Origin of the sequence: Alistipes intestinihominis, assembly GCF_040095975.1 — a bacterium.
Classification (GTDB): domain Bacteria; phylum Bacteroidota; class Bacteroidia; order Bacteroidales; family Rikenellaceae; genus Alistipes; species Alistipes senegalensis.
This window is the reverse complement of record NZ_JBBMFL010000002.1, coordinates 305,170-321,468: the sequence shown is the minus strand read 5'-3', so window position 1 is coordinate 321,468 and position 16,299 is coordinate 305,170. Positions and strand designations below refer to the sequence as shown.

The 16,299-nt window shown below is 57.6% G+C and carries 11 protein-coding genes and 1 tRNA gene; 4 read left to right on the top strand and 8 right to left on the bottom strand.

Annotation, left to right across the window (positions count from 1 at the left end; all coding sequences use genetic code 11):
* Window positions 1-11: 11 nt before the first annotated feature.
* The gene (locus tag WMO46_RS02840; RefSeq protein ID WP_349093745.1) at window positions 12-2,684 is read right to left on the bottom strand and encodes a zinc-dependent metalloprotease; all 2,673 of its coding nucleotides are present in this window, start codon (window positions 2,682-2,684) and stop codon (window positions 12-14) included.
* Window positions 2,685-3,064: 380 nt separating this feature from the next.
* Between WMO46_RS02840 and WMO46_RS02835 the strand changes: the two genes are divergently transcribed.
* Both WMO46_RS02835 and WMO46_RS02830 read left to right on the top strand, forming a co-directional pair.
* A complete protein-coding gene (locus WMO46_RS02835; RefSeq protein WP_195497242.1) occupies window positions 3,065-4,114 on the top strand; it encodes an endonuclease/exonuclease/phosphatase family protein in 1,050 nt (349 codons plus the stop codon).
* A gap of 192 nt (window positions 4,115-4,306) precedes the next feature.
* Window positions 4,307-6,256 (top strand): sensor histidine kinase, encoded by a 1,950-nt coding sequence (locus WMO46_RS02830; RefSeq protein ID WP_349093744.1) that lies wholly within the window; start codon window positions 4,307-4,309, stop codon window positions 6,254-6,256.
* A gap of 142 nt (window positions 6,257-6,398) precedes the next feature.
* On the opposite strand, the gene WMO46_RS02825 is transcribed toward WMO46_RS02830, so the two are convergent.
* The 3 genes from WMO46_RS02825 to WMO46_RS02815 all read right to left on the bottom strand — a co-directional run bounded on the left by WMO46_RS02825 (window position 6,399) and on the right by WMO46_RS02815 (window position 8,749).
* Complete coding sequence (locus WMO46_RS02825) at window positions 6,399-7,049, bottom strand: lysozyme inhibitor LprI family protein (protein WP_349093743.1); 651 nt, start codon at window positions 7,047-7,049, stop codon at window positions 6,399-6,401.
* Window positions 7,050-7,073: 24 nt separating this feature from the next.
* The gene (locus WMO46_RS02820) at window positions 7,074-7,781 is read right to left on the bottom strand and encodes a hypothetical protein (protein ID WP_242493145.1); all 708 of its coding nucleotides are present in this window, start codon (window positions 7,779-7,781) and stop codon (window positions 7,074-7,076) included.
* A gap of 896 nt (window positions 7,782-8,677) precedes the next feature.
* Window positions 8,678-8,749 (bottom strand) — tRNA-Thr (locus WMO46_RS02815).
* 128 nt (window positions 8,750-8,877) lie between these two features.
* Here WMO46_RS02815 and WMO46_RS02810 point away from each other — a divergent pair.
* Together WMO46_RS02810 and WMO46_RS02805 are read left to right on the top strand one after the other, a co-directional pair.
* Window positions 8,878-10,350, top strand: a complete 1,473-nt coding sequence (locus tag WMO46_RS02810) for a carbon starvation CstA family protein (RefSeq protein ID WP_129651250.1) — start codon at window positions 8,878-8,880, stop codon at window positions 10,348-10,350.
* A complete protein-coding gene (locus WMO46_RS02805) occupies window positions 10,331-11,023 on the top strand; it encodes a tetratricopeptide repeat protein (RefSeq protein ID WP_349093742.1) in 693 nt (230 codons plus the stop codon). Before WMO46_RS02810 ends, WMO46_RS02805 begins: the two co-directional genes overlap by 20 nt.
* A gap of 6 nt (window positions 11,024-11,029) precedes the next feature.
* Here the strand turns inward: WMO46_RS02805 and WMO46_RS02800 are convergent, their stop codons facing one another.
* The 4 genes from WMO46_RS02800 to WMO46_RS02785 all read right to left on the bottom strand — a co-directional run bounded on the left by WMO46_RS02800 (window position 11,030) and on the right by WMO46_RS02785 (window position 16,276).
* Complete coding sequence (locus WMO46_RS02800) at window positions 11,030-12,700, bottom strand: arylsulfatase (protein ID WP_349093741.1); 1,671 nt, start codon at window positions 12,698-12,700, stop codon at window positions 11,030-11,032.
* On the bottom strand, window positions 12,697-13,890 hold the full coding sequence (locus tag WMO46_RS02795) for a sialidase family protein (protein ID WP_349093740.1): 1,194 nt from the start codon (window positions 13,888-13,890) through the stop codon (window positions 12,697-12,699). The genes WMO46_RS02800 and WMO46_RS02795 overlap by 4 nt, the downstream gene beginning before the upstream one ends.
* Window positions 13,891-13,915: 25 nt before the next feature.
* Window positions 13,916-14,632 carry a FadR/GntR family transcriptional regulator gene (locus WMO46_RS02790; RefSeq protein ID WP_129651256.1) on the bottom strand — a complete coding sequence of 239 codons (717 nt, stop codon included), beginning with the start codon at window positions 14,630-14,632 and terminating at the stop codon, window positions 13,916-13,918.
* Window positions 14,633-14,719: 87 nt separating this feature from the next.
* The gene (locus WMO46_RS02785) at window positions 14,720-16,276 is read right to left on the bottom strand and encodes a calcineurin-like phosphoesterase family protein (protein WP_349093739.1); all 1,557 of its coding nucleotides are present in this window, start codon (window positions 16,274-16,276) and stop codon (window positions 14,720-14,722) included.
* Window positions 16,277-16,299: the final 23 nt, after the last annotated feature.

Sequence of the window (16,299 nt, the reverse complement as noted above, 5' to 3'; positions counted from 1 at the left end):
TGCCCGGGTTCTTAGTTTTTCTGTGACGGGAACATGCTGCGTTCGAGCACGTAGATCATGCCCTGATAGTGGGCCCGGGTTTCGCCCGAGGCGCTCTTTTCGCGCGACCGCAGCAGTTTCAGGATGCGGTCGTTGACGCTGACGAACAGGGCGCGCGACTCGTCGATCGACCGCAGCTGGACGTTGTACTGCCAGCCGTAGCCGTGCGACAGCGCGTCGGCGTTCCAGAGTTTCGACGCCACGAAGCCTTTGCCGTGTTCCTCCTCGGCTTCGCGCAGCGGGGTGAGGTAGCGTTCCACCAGCCCCGTGTCGTCCAGTCCCAGCAGGGCGATTTCGTCCACCGAGGGGGCATAGGCTTCGGCGATGCCGCCCAGCTTCAGACGCTTGGCCTCGCTGGCTGCCACGTCGGCGGACGCATCGACGAACATCCGCTGGATGAGCCGTTCCGACGGCGAGAGCGAACGCCCCTTGATCGTGTTCTCGAAGACGATGTTGTAGAGATCGTTCATATACTCCTGCGGGGTGTAGGGGTTGTCCGAGATGTGCGACGAGAGCATGACGTTCTTATAATAGGTGAAGAACGCGCGGCAGAAGTTGAAGCGCAGGATGGACGAGAGGTCCACGTGCAGCGGCAGTTTTTCGGTCAGCGCGGGTTGTTCGAGCCACGACGAGTCCTTCATCTGCGCGAGCACCCATTTCAGCGCGGCGCGCTGGCGCTCTTTCGGCACGGCGACGGCCTGGGGGCCTCCGGGGGTGTTGCTGTTCACCTGTTTGAGGTAGATGCCGCCCACGTTGAGCATCGCGGCGTTGACGTAGCGGGCGAACTGTCCGGCGATCGCTTCGTAGAGCCGGATGCGCTTCGTCAGATCGGGGTCCTCCTCGTCGGGAATCCACTCCTCCATGTGCGAGAGGATGTATTTCAGGTTGGCGATGCCGTAGTCGCCGGCCTTCATGGCGTCGTCGCCGAGATCCTCCTCCAGGGCGGTCGGGTCGTAGCGTGCGATGAGCTGCTGACGGCCGTAGCGGTAGATCGGATCGCCGACTTTTTCGTCGATCCATCCGCGGATGGTTTTCTCTTCGTCGAACATGTCTTTCTTGTCGGGCAGCGGCGTGTAGGCGTACTTGATGACGTATTCGTCGTAGGGGCCGAGGTCCGGCGGAGTCACCTTCACGCCCCGGTCGCCGGGCTGCGCCACGTAGTTGAAACGCGCGTAGTCCATGATCGAGGGCGTGGTGCCGTGCTTCTGCGTGAACGAGGCGCTGCGCAGCGAATCCACGGGGAATGCGCTCGAGGCCGCCATGTTGTGCATCAGGCCCAGCGTGTGTCCGATCTCATGGGTGAGGATGTATTCCAGCGTCTCCTGGAAAACGTCGTCGGGGAGCTCCTTGCCGCGCACGCGCTCGTCTACCTGCGAGGTCTGCACGAAGCGCCACGTGTTGGCCAGCCGCACCACGTCGTTGTACATCAGCACCGAGGCATTGATGATCTCGCCCGAGCGCGGATCGACCCACGAGGGGCCCATGGCGTTGGCCACGGCTGCCGGGACATAGCGGATGCAGGAGTATTTCAGGTTGTCGGGGTCGAATTCGGGATCGTCTTTCGGGAAGTCCTCGATGTGCATGACGTTCTTGAATCCGATCTTCTCGAACGCCTTGTTCCAGCGCAGGACGCCGCGGCGGATCGGGTCGCGCCACAGCGCGGGGAATGCGTCGTCGAGGTAGAAGACGATGGGTTTGACCGGTTCCACGAGTTCGCCGCGTTTCCATGCCTCCACGTCCTTGGGCTGGAGGTCCCAGCGGTTGATGACCGAGAAGTCCTCGATGGTCTCTTTCTTGCCGTCGATGCGCGACAGGCCGGTCAGGAAGATGCCGATCCGGTCATCGGCCAGACGCGGCCGCATCGCCTCCTCGGGCAGCAACAGGATCGTGCGCGTCACCTTCATGGTCATCGGCTCGTCCTTCTTGAGCGATACCAGACCCAGCAGGCTGGCCGATACCGAGTAGGAGAGGTACGACTTGATCGTGACGTTGTCCTCGAACGCCTTGATCTGGTCGATGGCCGAGCCTTCGCTCTTGAACTTTCCGGTGATGCTGATCAGGCCGTTGTTGCTGTTGCTCATGGGAGCCAGCTGGGCGTTGTCCCCGGCGAAGAACTTGGTCATATCGACGACCAGCGCCGAACTGTCGCGGTTGTAGCAGACGAAACTGAACGACGTGATGATGGCGGGCAGCGAGCTGCGGCTGATGGCCTTGGCCATGTGGGGGTCGTTCTTGTCGTAGAGCGGGGGCACGGGGGCTTCGGAGAGGTAGAGCGTGGTGTCGATCCGCGTGAACTTGACGTGGATGGGGTCCTTCGGTTTGTAGCCGATGGTTCCCAGATTGGTGTCGCTGGCTTCGGAGATGGTCGAAGCGATGAGCATCTCGCGGCCGATCGTTTCGAGGGGAACTTCGGCGTAGAGTTTGCCTTTGAGTTTGTGCAGTGTCAGAAAGGGTCCCTTGGCCGTTACGCACGACTTGTCGTTGACAAACATCTTGGTGTATTTGTCGGTTTTCGGTTTGGCGACCTCCTCTGTCTTCGTCTTTTTCTTTTTGGATTTTGATTTGGAGGCCGCCGCTCCTGACGCAGGGAGCGCGAGCAGTCCTGCCGTGAGCAGCAGGACACAGAATTTGGAAAGTGAACGCATATAAATAAATTTGGGCATTTATTGGTTTTCTATAAGCAAATCGTGTCTTTGTGTTTCGATTTATCGGGAAAAAGTCGTTTCGCGTTGCAATTCGTTTACGGCGATCAGAGGGCTGACGGACAAATATATTGAAAACGATTCGATTTTGCAATACGCGAACGGACCGAAACGATTATTTTACGGACGGACGGTGCGATGAAACGGATGTCGGGACGGAGGTCCGCTCCGGCTTGATCCGCCGCAATGGAATCCATCGGCGTCAGAACGGTTGTGGCCGTATTTTTGCACCGGCCGGATGCCGCTTTTGCGGTCGGCAAGGCGGTTGCAGGAAAAGTGACTATCTTTGCCGACGGAACAAACGAATCGAGTCGAAATAATTTATGGGCCGGAAAACCGTATCTGATCTGTTAACGGGTCTCGCAGTCGTCTTTACTGCGTTGTTGCTGGTCGCAGCCGTTCTGAGCTGGCGCGCGTCGTTCGTCTCGCCCGAAGCCGGGAATTTCTGGGCTTCGATCGGGTTGCTGATGCCCGTCATCCTGCTGCTGAACCTCGCGGCGCTCGTCTGGTGGCTGTTGCTCCGCCGGTGGGGCGTGGCGCTGATGCCCGTCGCGGCGCTGGCGCTCAACCTGGGCTACGTGTCGGCCATGATCCAGCTGCCCGATTTCGACGACGAGGGGCCCCATGACATTCGCGTGGCGACGCTCAATGCCTACGGGTTCCGCCGTCTCGGGCCCACCTCCGTCACCGCCCGCGCCATCGCGTCGATGATGAACCGCGAGCATATCGACGTGGCGTGCTTTCAGGAGTTCATCGACGACCGGGCCTTTCCGCCCGACAGCATCGCCCGGCTTTTCGCTCCGCAGATGCCCTATTTCGTTTACCGGGCCGGTCAGGCCGTTCTGAGCCGTTTCCCGATCGTGGACCATCGCTACGTCCGCTTTCCCGACTCGGGCAACGACTATTTGCAGGCCGACGTGAAGGTCGGCGACGACACGGTGCGCATCTTTTCGGTGCACTTGCAGACATCGGGCATTTCGGGCCTCCGGCAGCGTTTCCGCAAGGATCACGGCCGCGACGTTCCGGTCGAGCGCGTGATCGGCGAATTGGAGCGCAACAGCCGTATCCGGGCGCAGCAGGTCCGCGAGATCCGTGCGGTGATCGACTCCACGCACTATCCGGTCATCGTGGCCGGGGATTTCAACGACACCCCTTCGTCCTATACCTACCGCCGGCTGAAGGGCGGCATGACCGACGGATTCCGGGCTGTCGGCAACGGATTCGGCGGCACGTTCCGTTATCTGGGCGGCGTGCTGCGGATCGACTATATCTTCTATGACGACCGGTTTGCGGGCGTGGGTTACTACATGCCGCAGGACGATGTGAGCGACCACAAGGCCGTCGTCGCCGAACTGCGGTTCCGGCGGATATGACGATTCCGTTCAATGAGCCATGCAAAAACGGTCTGTTTCGGCATGCTTCTGCCGTCGGGCGGATTATTTTCGATTTTTTTTGGTATTTTTGTACGGATCTCCCCGTTTCATGCGCTTGTTTCCGAGTGCTTTCTTCGGGCGGAAGGCTCCGGATACGGAGCGCGTCTCCGCCTGCGGGGTAAAATTGAATTTATGAACCGAAACAACGTGATCAAGCCGGGCTGGGGGCTGTTGTGCCTTTGCATGCTGTTGGCGCCCCTGTTCGTACGTTCGCAGGAGACGCCGGAACGCGAGTGTATCCTGATCGTCTCGTCGTATAATCCCGATACGCGCCGCATGGCGAGGTTCATCACCGAATTCGAGCAGCAGATACTGGCTTTGGGCATCCCGTGCGACATCTGTATCGAGACGCTCGAATGCAAGGGAATTGCCGATGCCGCACTGTGGATGTCGCTGATCGACAACATGATCACCCGCTACGAGAGCCGTTCGTTGCGGGCCGTCGTGCTGCTGGGGCAGGAGGCGTGGGCCTCGTTCGTGTCGCTGGGCCGCATTCCCGAAGGGGTCATGTGCTTCTGCGGGTTCGTCAGTTCGAACGGCGTGATGCTTCCGCCGCCGCCCGATTCGTTGCAGACGTGGAAGCCCCGTTCGGTCGAGTATCAGGGCATGACCGACAGTTTGAAAACGGTGGGCGGCATGCTCAACCGATACAATATCCGCCGAAATGTTGAACTGATCCGCTCGCTGTATCCCCAGGTGGAGAACATCGCCCTCGTCACGGACAACACCTACGGCGGCATCTCGTTGCAGGCCCTCGTGCGCGAGGAGTGGAAGCACTATCCCGACCTCAATCTGATCCTCGTGGACAGCCGCCAGGGCGAGGAGGCGGTGCACGAGGCTTATGCGTCGCTGCCGCCCCGTTCGGCCGTGATGCTCGGCACGTGGCGCGTGGGTTGCGACGGGGAGTATCTCATGCAGCGTTCGCTGATCGAGCTGGTCCAGAGCAATCCCCGCATCCCGGTCTTCTCGATCACCCGCACGTGCATCGGCGACGTGGCCATCGGCGGTTACGTTCCCGAGTATGAGAGCGGCGCTCCGCTGATCGCCACCCAGATCAAGAAGTACTACGATACGGGCAGGATCGACGACGTGCATTTCCATACCAGCAAGAATGTCTACCTCTTCGATTCGCGCAAGCTCAAAGAGTGGAAGATCGCCGAATACGCCCTTCCGAAGGGCAGCGTCGTGGAGGATACGATAGCCGCCAAGCTCTCGAAATACTCCCATTACATCGAACTGCTCATGCTGGGCATCCTGTTGCTGGTCCTGTTGCTGCTGTTCGTGACGTGGCTGCTGTTGCGTGTGCAGCGGCTCAAACGGACGCTCGAAGAGCGCGAAGGGCAGCTGGTCGTCGCCCGGGAGAGGGCCGAGGAGTCGGATATGCTCAAATCGGCGTTCCTGGCCAACATGAGCCACGAGATCCGCACGCCGCTCAACGCCATCGTGGGCTTCTCGTCGCTCATGCAGAGCGAGGAGTTGTCGCAGGAGGAGCGCGCCGAATACTGCGACATCGTGGTGAACAACTCCGAGATGCTGCTCACGCTGTTGAACGACATTCTCGACATTTCATCGCTCGAATGCGGCAAGATACGGTTCAACTACGCCTCGGAGGAGATCGTGCAGATCTGCCAGCACGCGCTGATGACCACGGCCCATACACGTCAGGAGGGGGTCGAGGGGCGTTTCGAATGCGCCGTCGATTCGTTCATGTTGACCACCGACGCCCATCGTCTGTCTCAGATTCTGATCAACCTGCTGACCAACGCCGGAAAATTCACCTCCGAAGGCAGCATCACGCTGGGCGTCGAGATCGACAAGGTGCACGGCGAGGTGCTTTTCTCGGTGACCGATACCGGTCCGGGCATCCCGCCCGACAAGCAGGAGATGGTCTTCAACCGTTTCGAGAAGCTCGAGGGTAACAAGAAGAAGGGTACGGGTTTGGGTTTGGCCATCTGCCGTCAGATCGCCGTGATCATCGGGGGCCGCATCTGGGTAGACCCGACCTATACGGGCGGTGCGCGTTTCATCTTCGCTCATCCCCTCGACATCGGCACCGGTCGGAAGGGCCGCAAGGGCAAATAGTTCCGGCGGATTGCGCCGCGCGTTTGGCTGCGATTTCTCTTTCGGCTCTCCGAGCGTAAAAAAGGACAGGCTTGGACCAAAGGGCTGATTGATCCTTTGCACAAGCCTGTCCTAATGCACAGTTATTATGTTTATTGTCTAATTATTGTCTAAATTCGACCTCGTCTACAACAAGTTCTTGATTGCCGAAAGTATAAAATCCAAATCCACTATACTGCAAAGGCATATGGCGAATTGTTAATATAGATACTCCATCTATTTTGAATATTAAAGTCTGACCGTCGCTAATCAGGAGCCAATCCATATCAGAACGGCGCTTGCCTGGCCATTTGATGCCTTGCATAATATCACCGACGATCATATTATCTTCATATCGAGTAAATTTAACGAAATCGTCATTGAACGAGAACGCATAAAAATTACCTCCGTCTCGATAATTGAATACCAAACCGACTAATCGATCCTCTGCTAATTGTTTGATATTAACTTTTGCTTGTATCTCAAAAGGTTTCATCATATCAATCGGAGCGTAGCAATGAGTTTCAAAAAAGGTATTTTCTCCTGCTTTTACAGCCGTACCGGTTGTGGCGCTTAACACAGCAGATAGACCTTTTTTTTCACCTTTTGATTTAATGGTCATCACACCTTTGTCGATAATGGCTGTTCCGATACCATTTTTATATGCACATTCCGTCCACTCCAATGAGTTGGAATCAAATGTTTCTTTATATCCTTGTGCGTTTGCTGATACCGATGCAGAAAAAAGAACTGCACATAAAATAAGTTTTTTCATATTTTTTAAGTCTTGGATTTATAATTACAAACTGTGCATTTTTCCTAATCTTGTCTGTAATTCCTGTAACATCGGTTCCAACTCTTTCACGATACGATCTACATTCGTAAACTCACCGTGTCTTGCAGCCATTGCACTCGCCACTTCTGAAGAAACCTTTATTTGAAATGCAACTTGTGTAGGAGTAGAAATATCTCTTACCGTTACGCGTGTTCGCATTTGTTTGTCAGATAACTGGAACGTCTTATAATGCCATGGGGTTTGTAAGTATCCGCCGCTGTAATCTGTGGCTGCAATTTCCTCAAAATAATTCAAGAGAATTTGATGCAACAGTTTCCATGCTTTTGCAACATTGATCGTCCCTTGTTCATCAATCGTATATAGAGAGTTGTCGAGTGTGACAGTCATAAATTTATTGACTAAACCCGAAGTTGCAGTCGCTCGATAAAAACCGTCATCTTGTAGCGTGTAAGAAACCGAACTCCGAACATCGTCGGCATATATTTTTGTTTCAAGAGGTTTATATCCCTCGCACTCGATTCGAATTGCGATAACATCCGTTTTCTTTTTGGGCCTGTTGAATTCTGCAAAACCATAACCGACGAACTGGTTATTGACAAAAATGGAGGCTTCTTTGGGCTGTGCCATTACTTTGAATGTTTTGCTTTTGGCACCGTTGGCAAGATTTAGCCCACCTAATAAAAAGATGAGCAGTAAAAATAGATTTTTCATTGGAAATGTATTTTAATAAGTTGATAGTGTTTTAGGATCAGACGAATAGGTTTTATATTCATCCAAATAGATACTGATCTCAGATTTTATCCCTTTTGTGAGAAATCTGCGATTTACGAATGACACCCCGTCTTCGGTACAAGAAACAATAATATATTTTTGTTTTCGGGGAATGGAATAATTGATAATACCATTGCCTTGATATTGGCCGTCTATGTAGATTGCCGCTTGATGCGGTTCACAGTAGACTGTAATTCGTTGAGGCGCACATGAAGGCAAAAGAAAAGTCGTAAGCGTACAACTCCATAAGATCAGTTTTTTCATAGTAAGAAATTCTTACTATCCGCACCTCGATAGTGATTATAAAAAAGCAGAAAGCGTGGTGCTGAAAACTTACTCAATGATTGCAGGTCGTAGGAAACCTTGAAGATTAAATAAGCAACAGCCCCACGCCTGTACCCACGAATGGATATGACGCGAGAAGATGTCGGCCTATTCTCTCTTCTGTCGAATTTCCTACGTTCGCAATCAGAGAACAAGCTACACTTTCCGTGTATTCAATATGTTACCGCAAAAGTAACGATATTCATGGAAAATGCAAAACATCTTTCCGATTTCTCGGTGCTGTTGCCATTATTATGCCACAAAGTTCTCAAAAACAAAGTTTTCATGCAATAGGCGAACCTATGGAATCACAACTTTGTTTTTTATAGATTGAGGAAAAATATGAGACCGGGGTTGATTTCACTTGCATGCTGTGCAAGCAGTCGGAAGTAGCGATTTGGAGACAATAAAGAGTACAATAAAGCCTCGTAAATCACCGTTTCAGCCTTGTTTTTCCTCGCCGAACGGCATAAAAAAAGAGATTACAAAAACTGTAATCTCTTGATTGTTAGAGCCGAAACCGAGATTTGAACTCGGGACCCCTTCATTACGAGTGAAGTGCTCTACCGCTGAGCTATTTCGGCCTTCCGGGAACCCGAAGGTTCTCTTTGGGACTGCAAATATCTGAAAAAAATATTTTTCTCGCAACAATTTTACGAAAATTCTCTCTTTTCTTGCTATATTCGCGTCAAAACTGACCCGAAACTGCATTATGACTACTTTCTTGGTGTGCCTTGCACTGCTGGTTGCCGCCTATTTTACCTACGGACGCTATCTGGAACGGCTCGTCGATATTGATCCGGCGGCCGAAACTCCCTGTAAACGACTTTATGACGGTGTGGATTATGTGCCCCTGCCGCGTTGGCGCATTTTCCTGATCCAGCTGTTGAATATCGCGGGCCTCGGCCCGATCTTCGGTGCGGTGCTCGGTGCCGCCTACGGCCCCGTGGCGTTTTTGTGGATCACCTTCGGGGGTATCTTCATGGGCGCGGCGCACGATTTCATCGCCGGGGTCATCTCGCTCCGCCACGACGGCGCGAGCCTGCCCGAAACCGCAGGCCACTATCTCGGCAGCGGGATGAAGGTCGTCATGCGCCTCTTCTCCGCGGGGCTGATGATCCTCGTGGGGGCCGTGTTCCTCTCGCAGCCCGCGTCGCTCATCGCCAACCGGCTCGACGTTCCGGCGCTCGAAGGCATTGCGTTCGGGAATTTCTCGTGGCTGTTGCTCATCATCCTGGGCGTCATCCTCGTCTATTACATCGCTGCTACGCTGCTGCCCGTGGACAAGATCATTGGCCGCATCTACCCCGTTTTCGGCTTCGCGCTGCTGTTCATGGCCCTCGGTATCCTCGTGGTGTTGCTTTTCGGCGGTGAATACACCATTCCGGAGTTCACCTCTTTCGAAAACTGCATAGCTGATGCGAAGAACTTCCCGATCGTACCGATGCTCTTCACGACCATCGCCTGCGGGGCCATCTCGGGATTCCATGCCACGCAGTCGCCGCTGATGGCCCGCTGCATGCGCAGCGAAAGCGAGAGCCGTTCGGTCTTCTACGGCGCCATGATCTCCGAGTCGATCATCGCCCTTATCTGGGCCGCCATCGCTATGGCTTTCTGGGGCAATGTCGAGGGGTTGAACAACGCCATCGCCGAATACGGCGGGCAGGCCGCCGTGCTGGTCGATGTGATCGCTAACAAGACGTTGGGTCCGGTGCTCGCGGCGTTCGTCATCCTCGGCGTCGTGGCCTGCGCCATCACTTCGGGCGATACGGCTTTCCGTTCGGCGCGACTGATCGTCGCCGACTTCATGGGCGTCGAGCAGCGCTCGCTGCGTAAGCGCATCTACATCTGCGTTCCGTTGTTTGCATTGGGGCTGCTCATCATCTTCGGGCTGCCGTTCCAGACCATGTGGAGCTATTTCGCGTGGATGAATCAGACCCTCGCGGCCGTGACGCTCTGGATGATCGTCGCCTACCTGCGCCGTCGCGGGCGCACCGTTTGGCCGGGGTTGATTCCGGCGCTCATTATGACTTATGTCTGCGCCAGCTATATCTTCGTTTCGCCGCTGATGTTCGGCATGCAGAACCGCACGGCAGCCTATCTGCTGGGCGGTGCGGTGACGCTGGCGGTCCTTGTCGCAATGATCTTCAAACTCCGGAACAACGATGCAGAAAGCCTCTCTTAACCCTACGCCCGACCAGACCTTCGAGGTGGTCGGCGAGGGACCCTATAATTTTGTCAAGGTCCTCGCTCGGAGCCGCGAAATGCAAGCCGCCGGCGATGTCCGGGAAGCCTGCAACGAGCGTTTTCAGGCATTCCAGCGCCTTGCGGAGCTGATTCCCGAGGACGAGGAGGTCAACCTCGAGTGGAACCACCGCAATTCGCGTGCGGCGCTGGAGTTGATCCACGCCTCGGCCATCGACCACTTTCTGATCAACGATTTCGAACTCTCGGCGGCATTGTTGGAGATGTTGTTGGAGCTCGACCCCGAGGACCATCTGGAGGGTAGCGAATTGCTGGCTTTCGATTACCTGGCTATGGACGAACAGGAGCTTTTCGACGAGGTCGTCAACGACATTTCGGACAAGTATCCGGGACGCGGCATCCTGTTGCTGTGGTCGGCTTACCGCCGCGACGGCCGGTTGCCCGAGGGGGAGTTGCAGCACTTCCGCACGCGCTTCGCTCCGTGGTTCGCCGAGTTCACGGCCGACGAGCACCCGGCCGACGACACTTACCTGCGCGACATCGAGGGCGAGCACCCTTCGTCTGCGGCGCAGGCCCGCGAATTGTGGCTCCGGACCGAGAATCTCTGGGTTCTTTGTCCGGGATTCATCGACGCCCTGCGGGCCGCGCGGTAAGATTTTTTACCGTTCGTTGTAAACCTCCATCTTCTGTCCGCCGTATTCGTTCATCAGCTGCGGATAGGGCAGTACGCCGTTTGCATCGGCCCACCGGAAATAGAGTTGCGCCATCCGTGCTACCCTGCGCGGATGCCGGGCCGCCAGGTCGTGCTGTTCGGTGCGGTCGTGCGCGATGTCGTAGAGTTCCCATCGCTGTCCGTTGTAATAGGAAGCCACGAGTTTCCATCGTCCGAGACGCACCATGCGGTTTCCCTCGTGTTCGGCGAAGATCGGACGGACGGGCAGCCGCCGCCCTTCGGCGAGGGGCAGGAGCGAGATGCCTTCGGCCGGTACCGGCCGGCGCCCTTCGTACTGCGCGGGATATTCTGTCCCTGCGGCATCGAGGCAGGTGGCCATGATGTCGATGAGATGGCAGGGCTGGTGGTCGATGCCGCCCGGGTGTTTCACCCGGCCGCCCCACCACAGAATGCTCGGAGACGAGATCCCGCCCTCGTGTGCGAAATGTTTGTAGAGGCGGAACGGGGTGCAGCAGACATTGGCCCAGCCGGTGCCGTAGTGGTGGTAGGTTCCGGGTTGTCCCATGCCGGCGAGTTCGTCGGCGGTGTGGATGCGATAGTTCGTGCCGCTGCGGCCATCGAATCCGAATTCGTGCCATTCGGCGCAGGCTCCGTTGTCCGAGAGAAAGAGCAGAAGCGTGTTTTCCAACTGTCCGTTGTCGCGCAGCGCTTCGACAAGGCGTCCGATGTTGCGGTCCATGATGTCGATCATGGCCGCATAGATGGCCATGCGGCGCGCCAGGTCGTGCCGCTGTTCTTCCGGGAGCTCTTCCCAGGCCGGCACCGGGCGTGTGCGGTCGATGAACTGGCTTGCCGGCACTACGCCCCGGCCTGCGGCCTGCTCCTCGTCGGACAGCAGGCCCAGACGGCGCAAACGCGCCTCTCGCTCCTCCCGGATCGTATCCCAGCCTTTCAGATAGATTTCCATGTAGTGATCGATGCGTTCGCGGGGGGCTTGCAGCGGGAAATGCGGGGCGTTGTATGCCACGTGCAGGAAGAGCGGTTTATGCAGTTCGCGCGCCCGGGCGGCGAAGTCGATGGCGTAGTCGGTGATGACATCCGTGGCGTAAAATTCGCCCCGGGCATACTCCCGCCGGGGTGCCGTTTCGGGCAGCCGGACGTAACGTTCGGGATTCCAGTAGGTCATGGCGCCGTTGAGGAATCCGTAGAAATCGTCGAACCCGCAGTCTACGGGGGTGTATGCCTTTCCCATGTGCCATTTGCCTGTCATGGCGGTATGATAACCGGCCGCTCGGAGCGCTTCGGCGATGGTGAGGTTGTTGTCCTGGCGATAGCCTCGGTAGCCCTCGGGCCACGCTTCCCGGTGATCGCGCACCATCTCGCCGATACCTACCCGATGGGGATATAGCCCCGTCAGCAGGCAGGCCCGCGAGGGGCAACTGCGTCCCGAATTGTAGAGTTGCGTGAGACGCAGGCCCTCGGACGCCAGCCGGTCCAGCACGGGCGTCTCGATTTCGCCTCCGAAGCATCCCGGATCGGAAAAACCGAGGTCGTCGGCCAGAATGACGACGATGTTGGGCTGTGTTTGGGCGGGTCGGGCCGATGCCGTTCCGGCGGCGGTCAGCGCGGCCGGGAGGAGGAGAGTCCGGGGATTCATGGGCGGAGCGTGATGACGGTGAATGAGATGCGGCGGTAGAGATCGTCGGCGTCGCCGTTTTCATAGAGCACGCCTACGCGGTTGCGGTCGAGCCGTACCAGATCGGAATAGGCCGACGGCCCGGGGCAGACGGTCGCCAGATGGAGCCATGTCCGGCCGTTGTCGCGGCTCTCGCACAGCGAAAGGTTGTGGCGCCGGCGCGGGTCGTGGGGGTTGCAGAAGAGCAGCCGCCGGGTGGGACGGCCGCCGCGCGTGAGGTTCAGCAGGCTTCCCTGACAGCGGGGTTCGACCAATTCGGGATGTTCGCCCCGGACGCTCCAGCTTGTCCCGCCGTCGCGGCTCACGGCGTACAGACGGAGGCTGTCGCCGCGTTCGTAGTGCCGCATGTTCAGCAGCAGCGAGCCGTCTGCGAGTTCGGCGACCGTGCTTTCGTTTCCGCCGCGTTGCGAAACGGCTCCCAACTGCCACGTGCGGCCCTCGTCGTCGGAGAAGAGCAGCTGCGAATAGGATTCGACCCGGCCGTCGTTTTCCAGCCGTTTGTGGTTGGCCGGAACGACGATCCTCCCTTTGTGAGGCGCGCGGCGTTTGACGACGGCGTGGCACGGACCGGTGGCGTACCAGGTCCACTCCGGGTCCTTAACCCCGGAGGTGATCTCTTCGGGACGGCTCCAGGTTCGTCCGTGGTCTTCGGAGCGGAGCACGAAAACACGCCGCGTATCGACGCTCGTGCGGCTTTCGATCTGCCGTTCGCGGTCGCAGCCGCGGTTCCACGTTGCGAGCATGACGATCCGTCCGCCGCCGAGAACTGCGGGAGCCGGATTGCCGCAGGTGTTGCCGCCGTCGTCCCAGACCGTCGTGATCGGGCCCCAGGTACGCCCGTCATCTTCCGAACGGCGCATCACGAGGTCGATGTCGCCGCTGTCGCGTTTGTCGTGCCGGCGCGCTTCGGCGAAGGCTATCAATGCGCCGTCGTCCGTGCAGATGACGACCGGAATTCGGAATCCCGCATAGCCCGCCTCTCCTTCGGTGAAGACCGTGACCGCTTCTCCGACGACGGGGGCGGCGGACGCGGAGTTGCGGACGGACCTGCCGGACTCTCCGGCGGCGGTGGATGCGGCAGCCGCTTCGGCGGCCAGCGCCATGCCGAGGAACACAACTCCCCCGACAAGGCTTCGCAAAGTCTGTTTCATGCTAATCGGTATGTGGCCGGGTTGTTTACCGTTTGTGGCGTTCGAGGTAGATCGTGTAGAGCTTGAAGTGCTCGACGATGGCGTGTTTGTAACCTTCGAGATCGCCGCGTTTGATGTATTCCAGCAGATGACGGTGGGTGACCAGCTCGCTGTTCTGGATAAGCTCCTGCTCGATGGGTTCGAAGAAGTCGCGGTATTTCTCCTTGACGAAATCCAGCACCGGGTAGATGATGTCCTGAAACTCCGAGATGATGCGGTTGCCCGTGATTTCATAGAGCTTCGTATGGAAACGGTGCTCGCTGATGGGGGCGTATTTGTTGTTGCCGATCACCTGGCTCATCTCGACGATCTGTTCCAGCTCTTCGATGTCCTGCGGGGTGAGATTGCTGAAAATGTTGTTGCTGATGCCGATTTCGAGCGCGATGCGGAATTCCAGAATGTCCCGCAGCGTCGATTCGTTCATCAACAGCGGATTGATGCAGCGCTTCATGCCGCCGAGCAGCGACGGTTCGCCCAGAATCATGCCTTTCTTGGTGCGTGAAACGATCATGCCGGTCATCTTGAAACGGCTCAGCGCTTCGCGCAGGACCGGACGCCCGACGCCCAGCGATGCGGCCAGTTCGATTTCGTTGGGAATGCTGCTGCCCGGGCGCAGGCCCTTCTCCTTGAAAAAACGGATCAGGCTCTCTTCGACGCTATCGACGAGCGTGGTGTTGCGATTGTCCAGTTTCAGTACCTCCATCTGCGGTAATTTTCCGTAAAGATACGAATTATTTCTTTTGTCATGTCAAATTATTCGGACAAATCGGGTCCGGATCGCTCCGGCTCGTCATTCCGTCCGCCAGTCGAATCGCTTGGGGCGTTCGACCGTTTGGCGGTATTTGCGGCCGAAACGGTCCGTGACGGTCACTTCGAGCGGCGTGTCCGGGGCCGAGGCTTCGACCGCGAACATGTGCGGATTGGCCACGGCGCGGAAAGCCGTGGGGCGCGTGGGCAGCGCATCGCGGCGGATCAGGATGTAGAGCGGGTCTTTGGCCCACACCTGCTCGACTTTCAGGTCGCGGCTGTTCTCGCGCACGCGCACCGTCCATCGTTCGTCCCAGTTGTAGACGTTGATCAGACAGCGGTTGCTGCCCGGCTGGCCGCCGAACTCTTCGGGAACCCGGTTCAGGTCGTAGACACGGAACTGGTTGCGGTCGGCCCGGTAGCCGTTGGGTTTGAACTGCCAGTCGGCGCGGCCGCCGCGGTAACGCAGGATCAGGTAGCCGCCGGGTGAGCCGTCTTCGCTCACCAGCCGGCTTTCGGGGCCGTTGATCTTCCACGACACGGCCGACGCCGAGACGAGCGTGTGTTGGAAAATGCGGTCGGTCAGCGGGATGTTGATGAACCGGTGGTTGTGCCCCGTCAGGAAGCGTACGTCGTCGAACCGCGCCAGCAGCGGCATGATCTGGTCGTACATGGCCTGCTGGCTCTCTTTGGCCGCAAATTCGGGGGTGCCGTCGCTGCCGATGCCCGTCCAGTCGGCGACGGGTACGTGCATGCAGACGACGAGCGGAGTGCCGCTGCCTACGGTTTCCAGGTCGCGGCCCAGCCAGCGGAGCTGGCGTTCGTCGAGCTGATAGTCGTTGCGGGAGGGGCGCCGGCCGTTTTTGAGCGCTCCCTTGCGGACGATGATGTTGTCGAGCATGACGAAATGCACCTTTCCGAGGTTGAACGAGTAGTAGTTCGGACCGATGATCTGGCGGTAAGGGCGTTGTGCGATGCTGTCCCACTGCGCGTCGGGAATCTCCGGATCGACGAACCGCTCGTTGTCGTGGTTGCCCGGGATGTGGAAGACGGGCGAAGGATAGGTTTTCATCACGTCGAGGTACTTGCGCAGCGCGAAGTCGTTCTTGTGCCACATGATGTCGGTGGTCATGTCGCCCAGATGGAGCGAATAGACCGGACCTTTGGTGCGCTCGATTTCACGCGAGATGTCGGGCAGGTACCATTTGCGGAACTGCGGCAGGTCGAGTTCTTCGGGGTCGCCCCGAAGATGGGTGTCGGTCGAGACGAAGAGCGTGAAGTTGTCGTTGCTGCGTTTTTCGAGCTGGAAATCGATCACGTCGAGGTCGCAATGGGTCGTGTAACCGAAAAAGCGCGGGATCAGACCGTCGGCGGCCGTTTCGTAGCCTCCGGGGATGGACATGAACACATATCCGCAGGGTTTCGAGGAGGACATTTCGTAACGTCCGTCGGAATCGGTCCGGACGACCAGTTCGCCGTCCGAGACGACGACTCCGGCGACGGGTTTCCCTTTGCAGGTGACCCGGCCCACGATGTTGGGCTTCTGTGCCTGCGCGCACCAGGCGGCGCAGAGCGCGGTTAAAAGGAGCAGTTTTTTCATTTTCGTTTCGGTGAGCGGAACGA

What these genes read in the sequence shown, in the direction of transcription:
- WMO46_RS02800 (WP_349093741.1), bottom strand. Translation starts at nt 12,700, where the DNA reads ATGAATCCCCGGACTCTCCTCCTCCCGGCCGCGCTGACCGCCGCCGGA.
- WMO46_RS02785 (WP_349093739.1), bottom strand. Translation starts at nt 16,276, where the DNA reads ATGAAAAAACTGCTCCTTTTAACCGCGCTCTGCGCCGCCTGGTGCGCG.
- WMO46_RS02835 (WP_195497242.1), top strand. Translation starts at nt 3,065, where the DNA reads ATGGGCCGGAAAACCGTATCTGATCTGTTAACGGGTCTCGCAGTCGTC.
- WMO46_RS02790 (WP_129651256.1), bottom strand. Translation starts at nt 14,632, where the DNA reads ATGGAGGTACTGAAACTGGACAATCGCAACACCACGCTCGTCGATAGC.
- WMO46_RS02840 (WP_349093745.1), bottom strand. Translation starts at nt 2,684, where the DNA reads ATGCGTTCACTTTCCAAATTCTGTGTCCTGCTGCTCACGGCAGGACTG.
- WMO46_RS02825 (WP_349093743.1), bottom strand. Translation starts at nt 7,049, where the DNA reads ATGAAAAAACTTATTTTATGTGCAGTTCTTTTTTCTGCATCGGTATCA.
- WMO46_RS02820 (WP_242493145.1), bottom strand. Translation starts at nt 7,781, where the DNA reads ATGAAAAATCTATTTTTACTGCTCATCTTTTTATTAGGTGGGCTAAAT.
- WMO46_RS02795 (WP_349093740.1), bottom strand. Translation starts at nt 13,890, where the DNA reads ATGAAACAGACTTTGCGAAGCCTTGTCGGGGGAGTTGTGTTCCTCGGC.
- WMO46_RS02805 (WP_349093742.1), top strand. Translation starts at nt 10,331, where the DNA reads ATGCAGAAAGCCTCTCTTAACCCTACGCCCGACCAGACCTTCGAGGTG.
- WMO46_RS02830 (WP_349093744.1), top strand. Translation starts at nt 4,307, where the DNA reads ATGAACCGAAACAACGTGATCAAGCCGGGCTGGGGGCTGTTGTGCCTT.
- WMO46_RS02810 (WP_129651250.1), top strand. Translation starts at nt 8,878, where the DNA reads ATGACTACTTTCTTGGTGTGCCTTGCACTGCTGGTTGCCGCCTATTTT.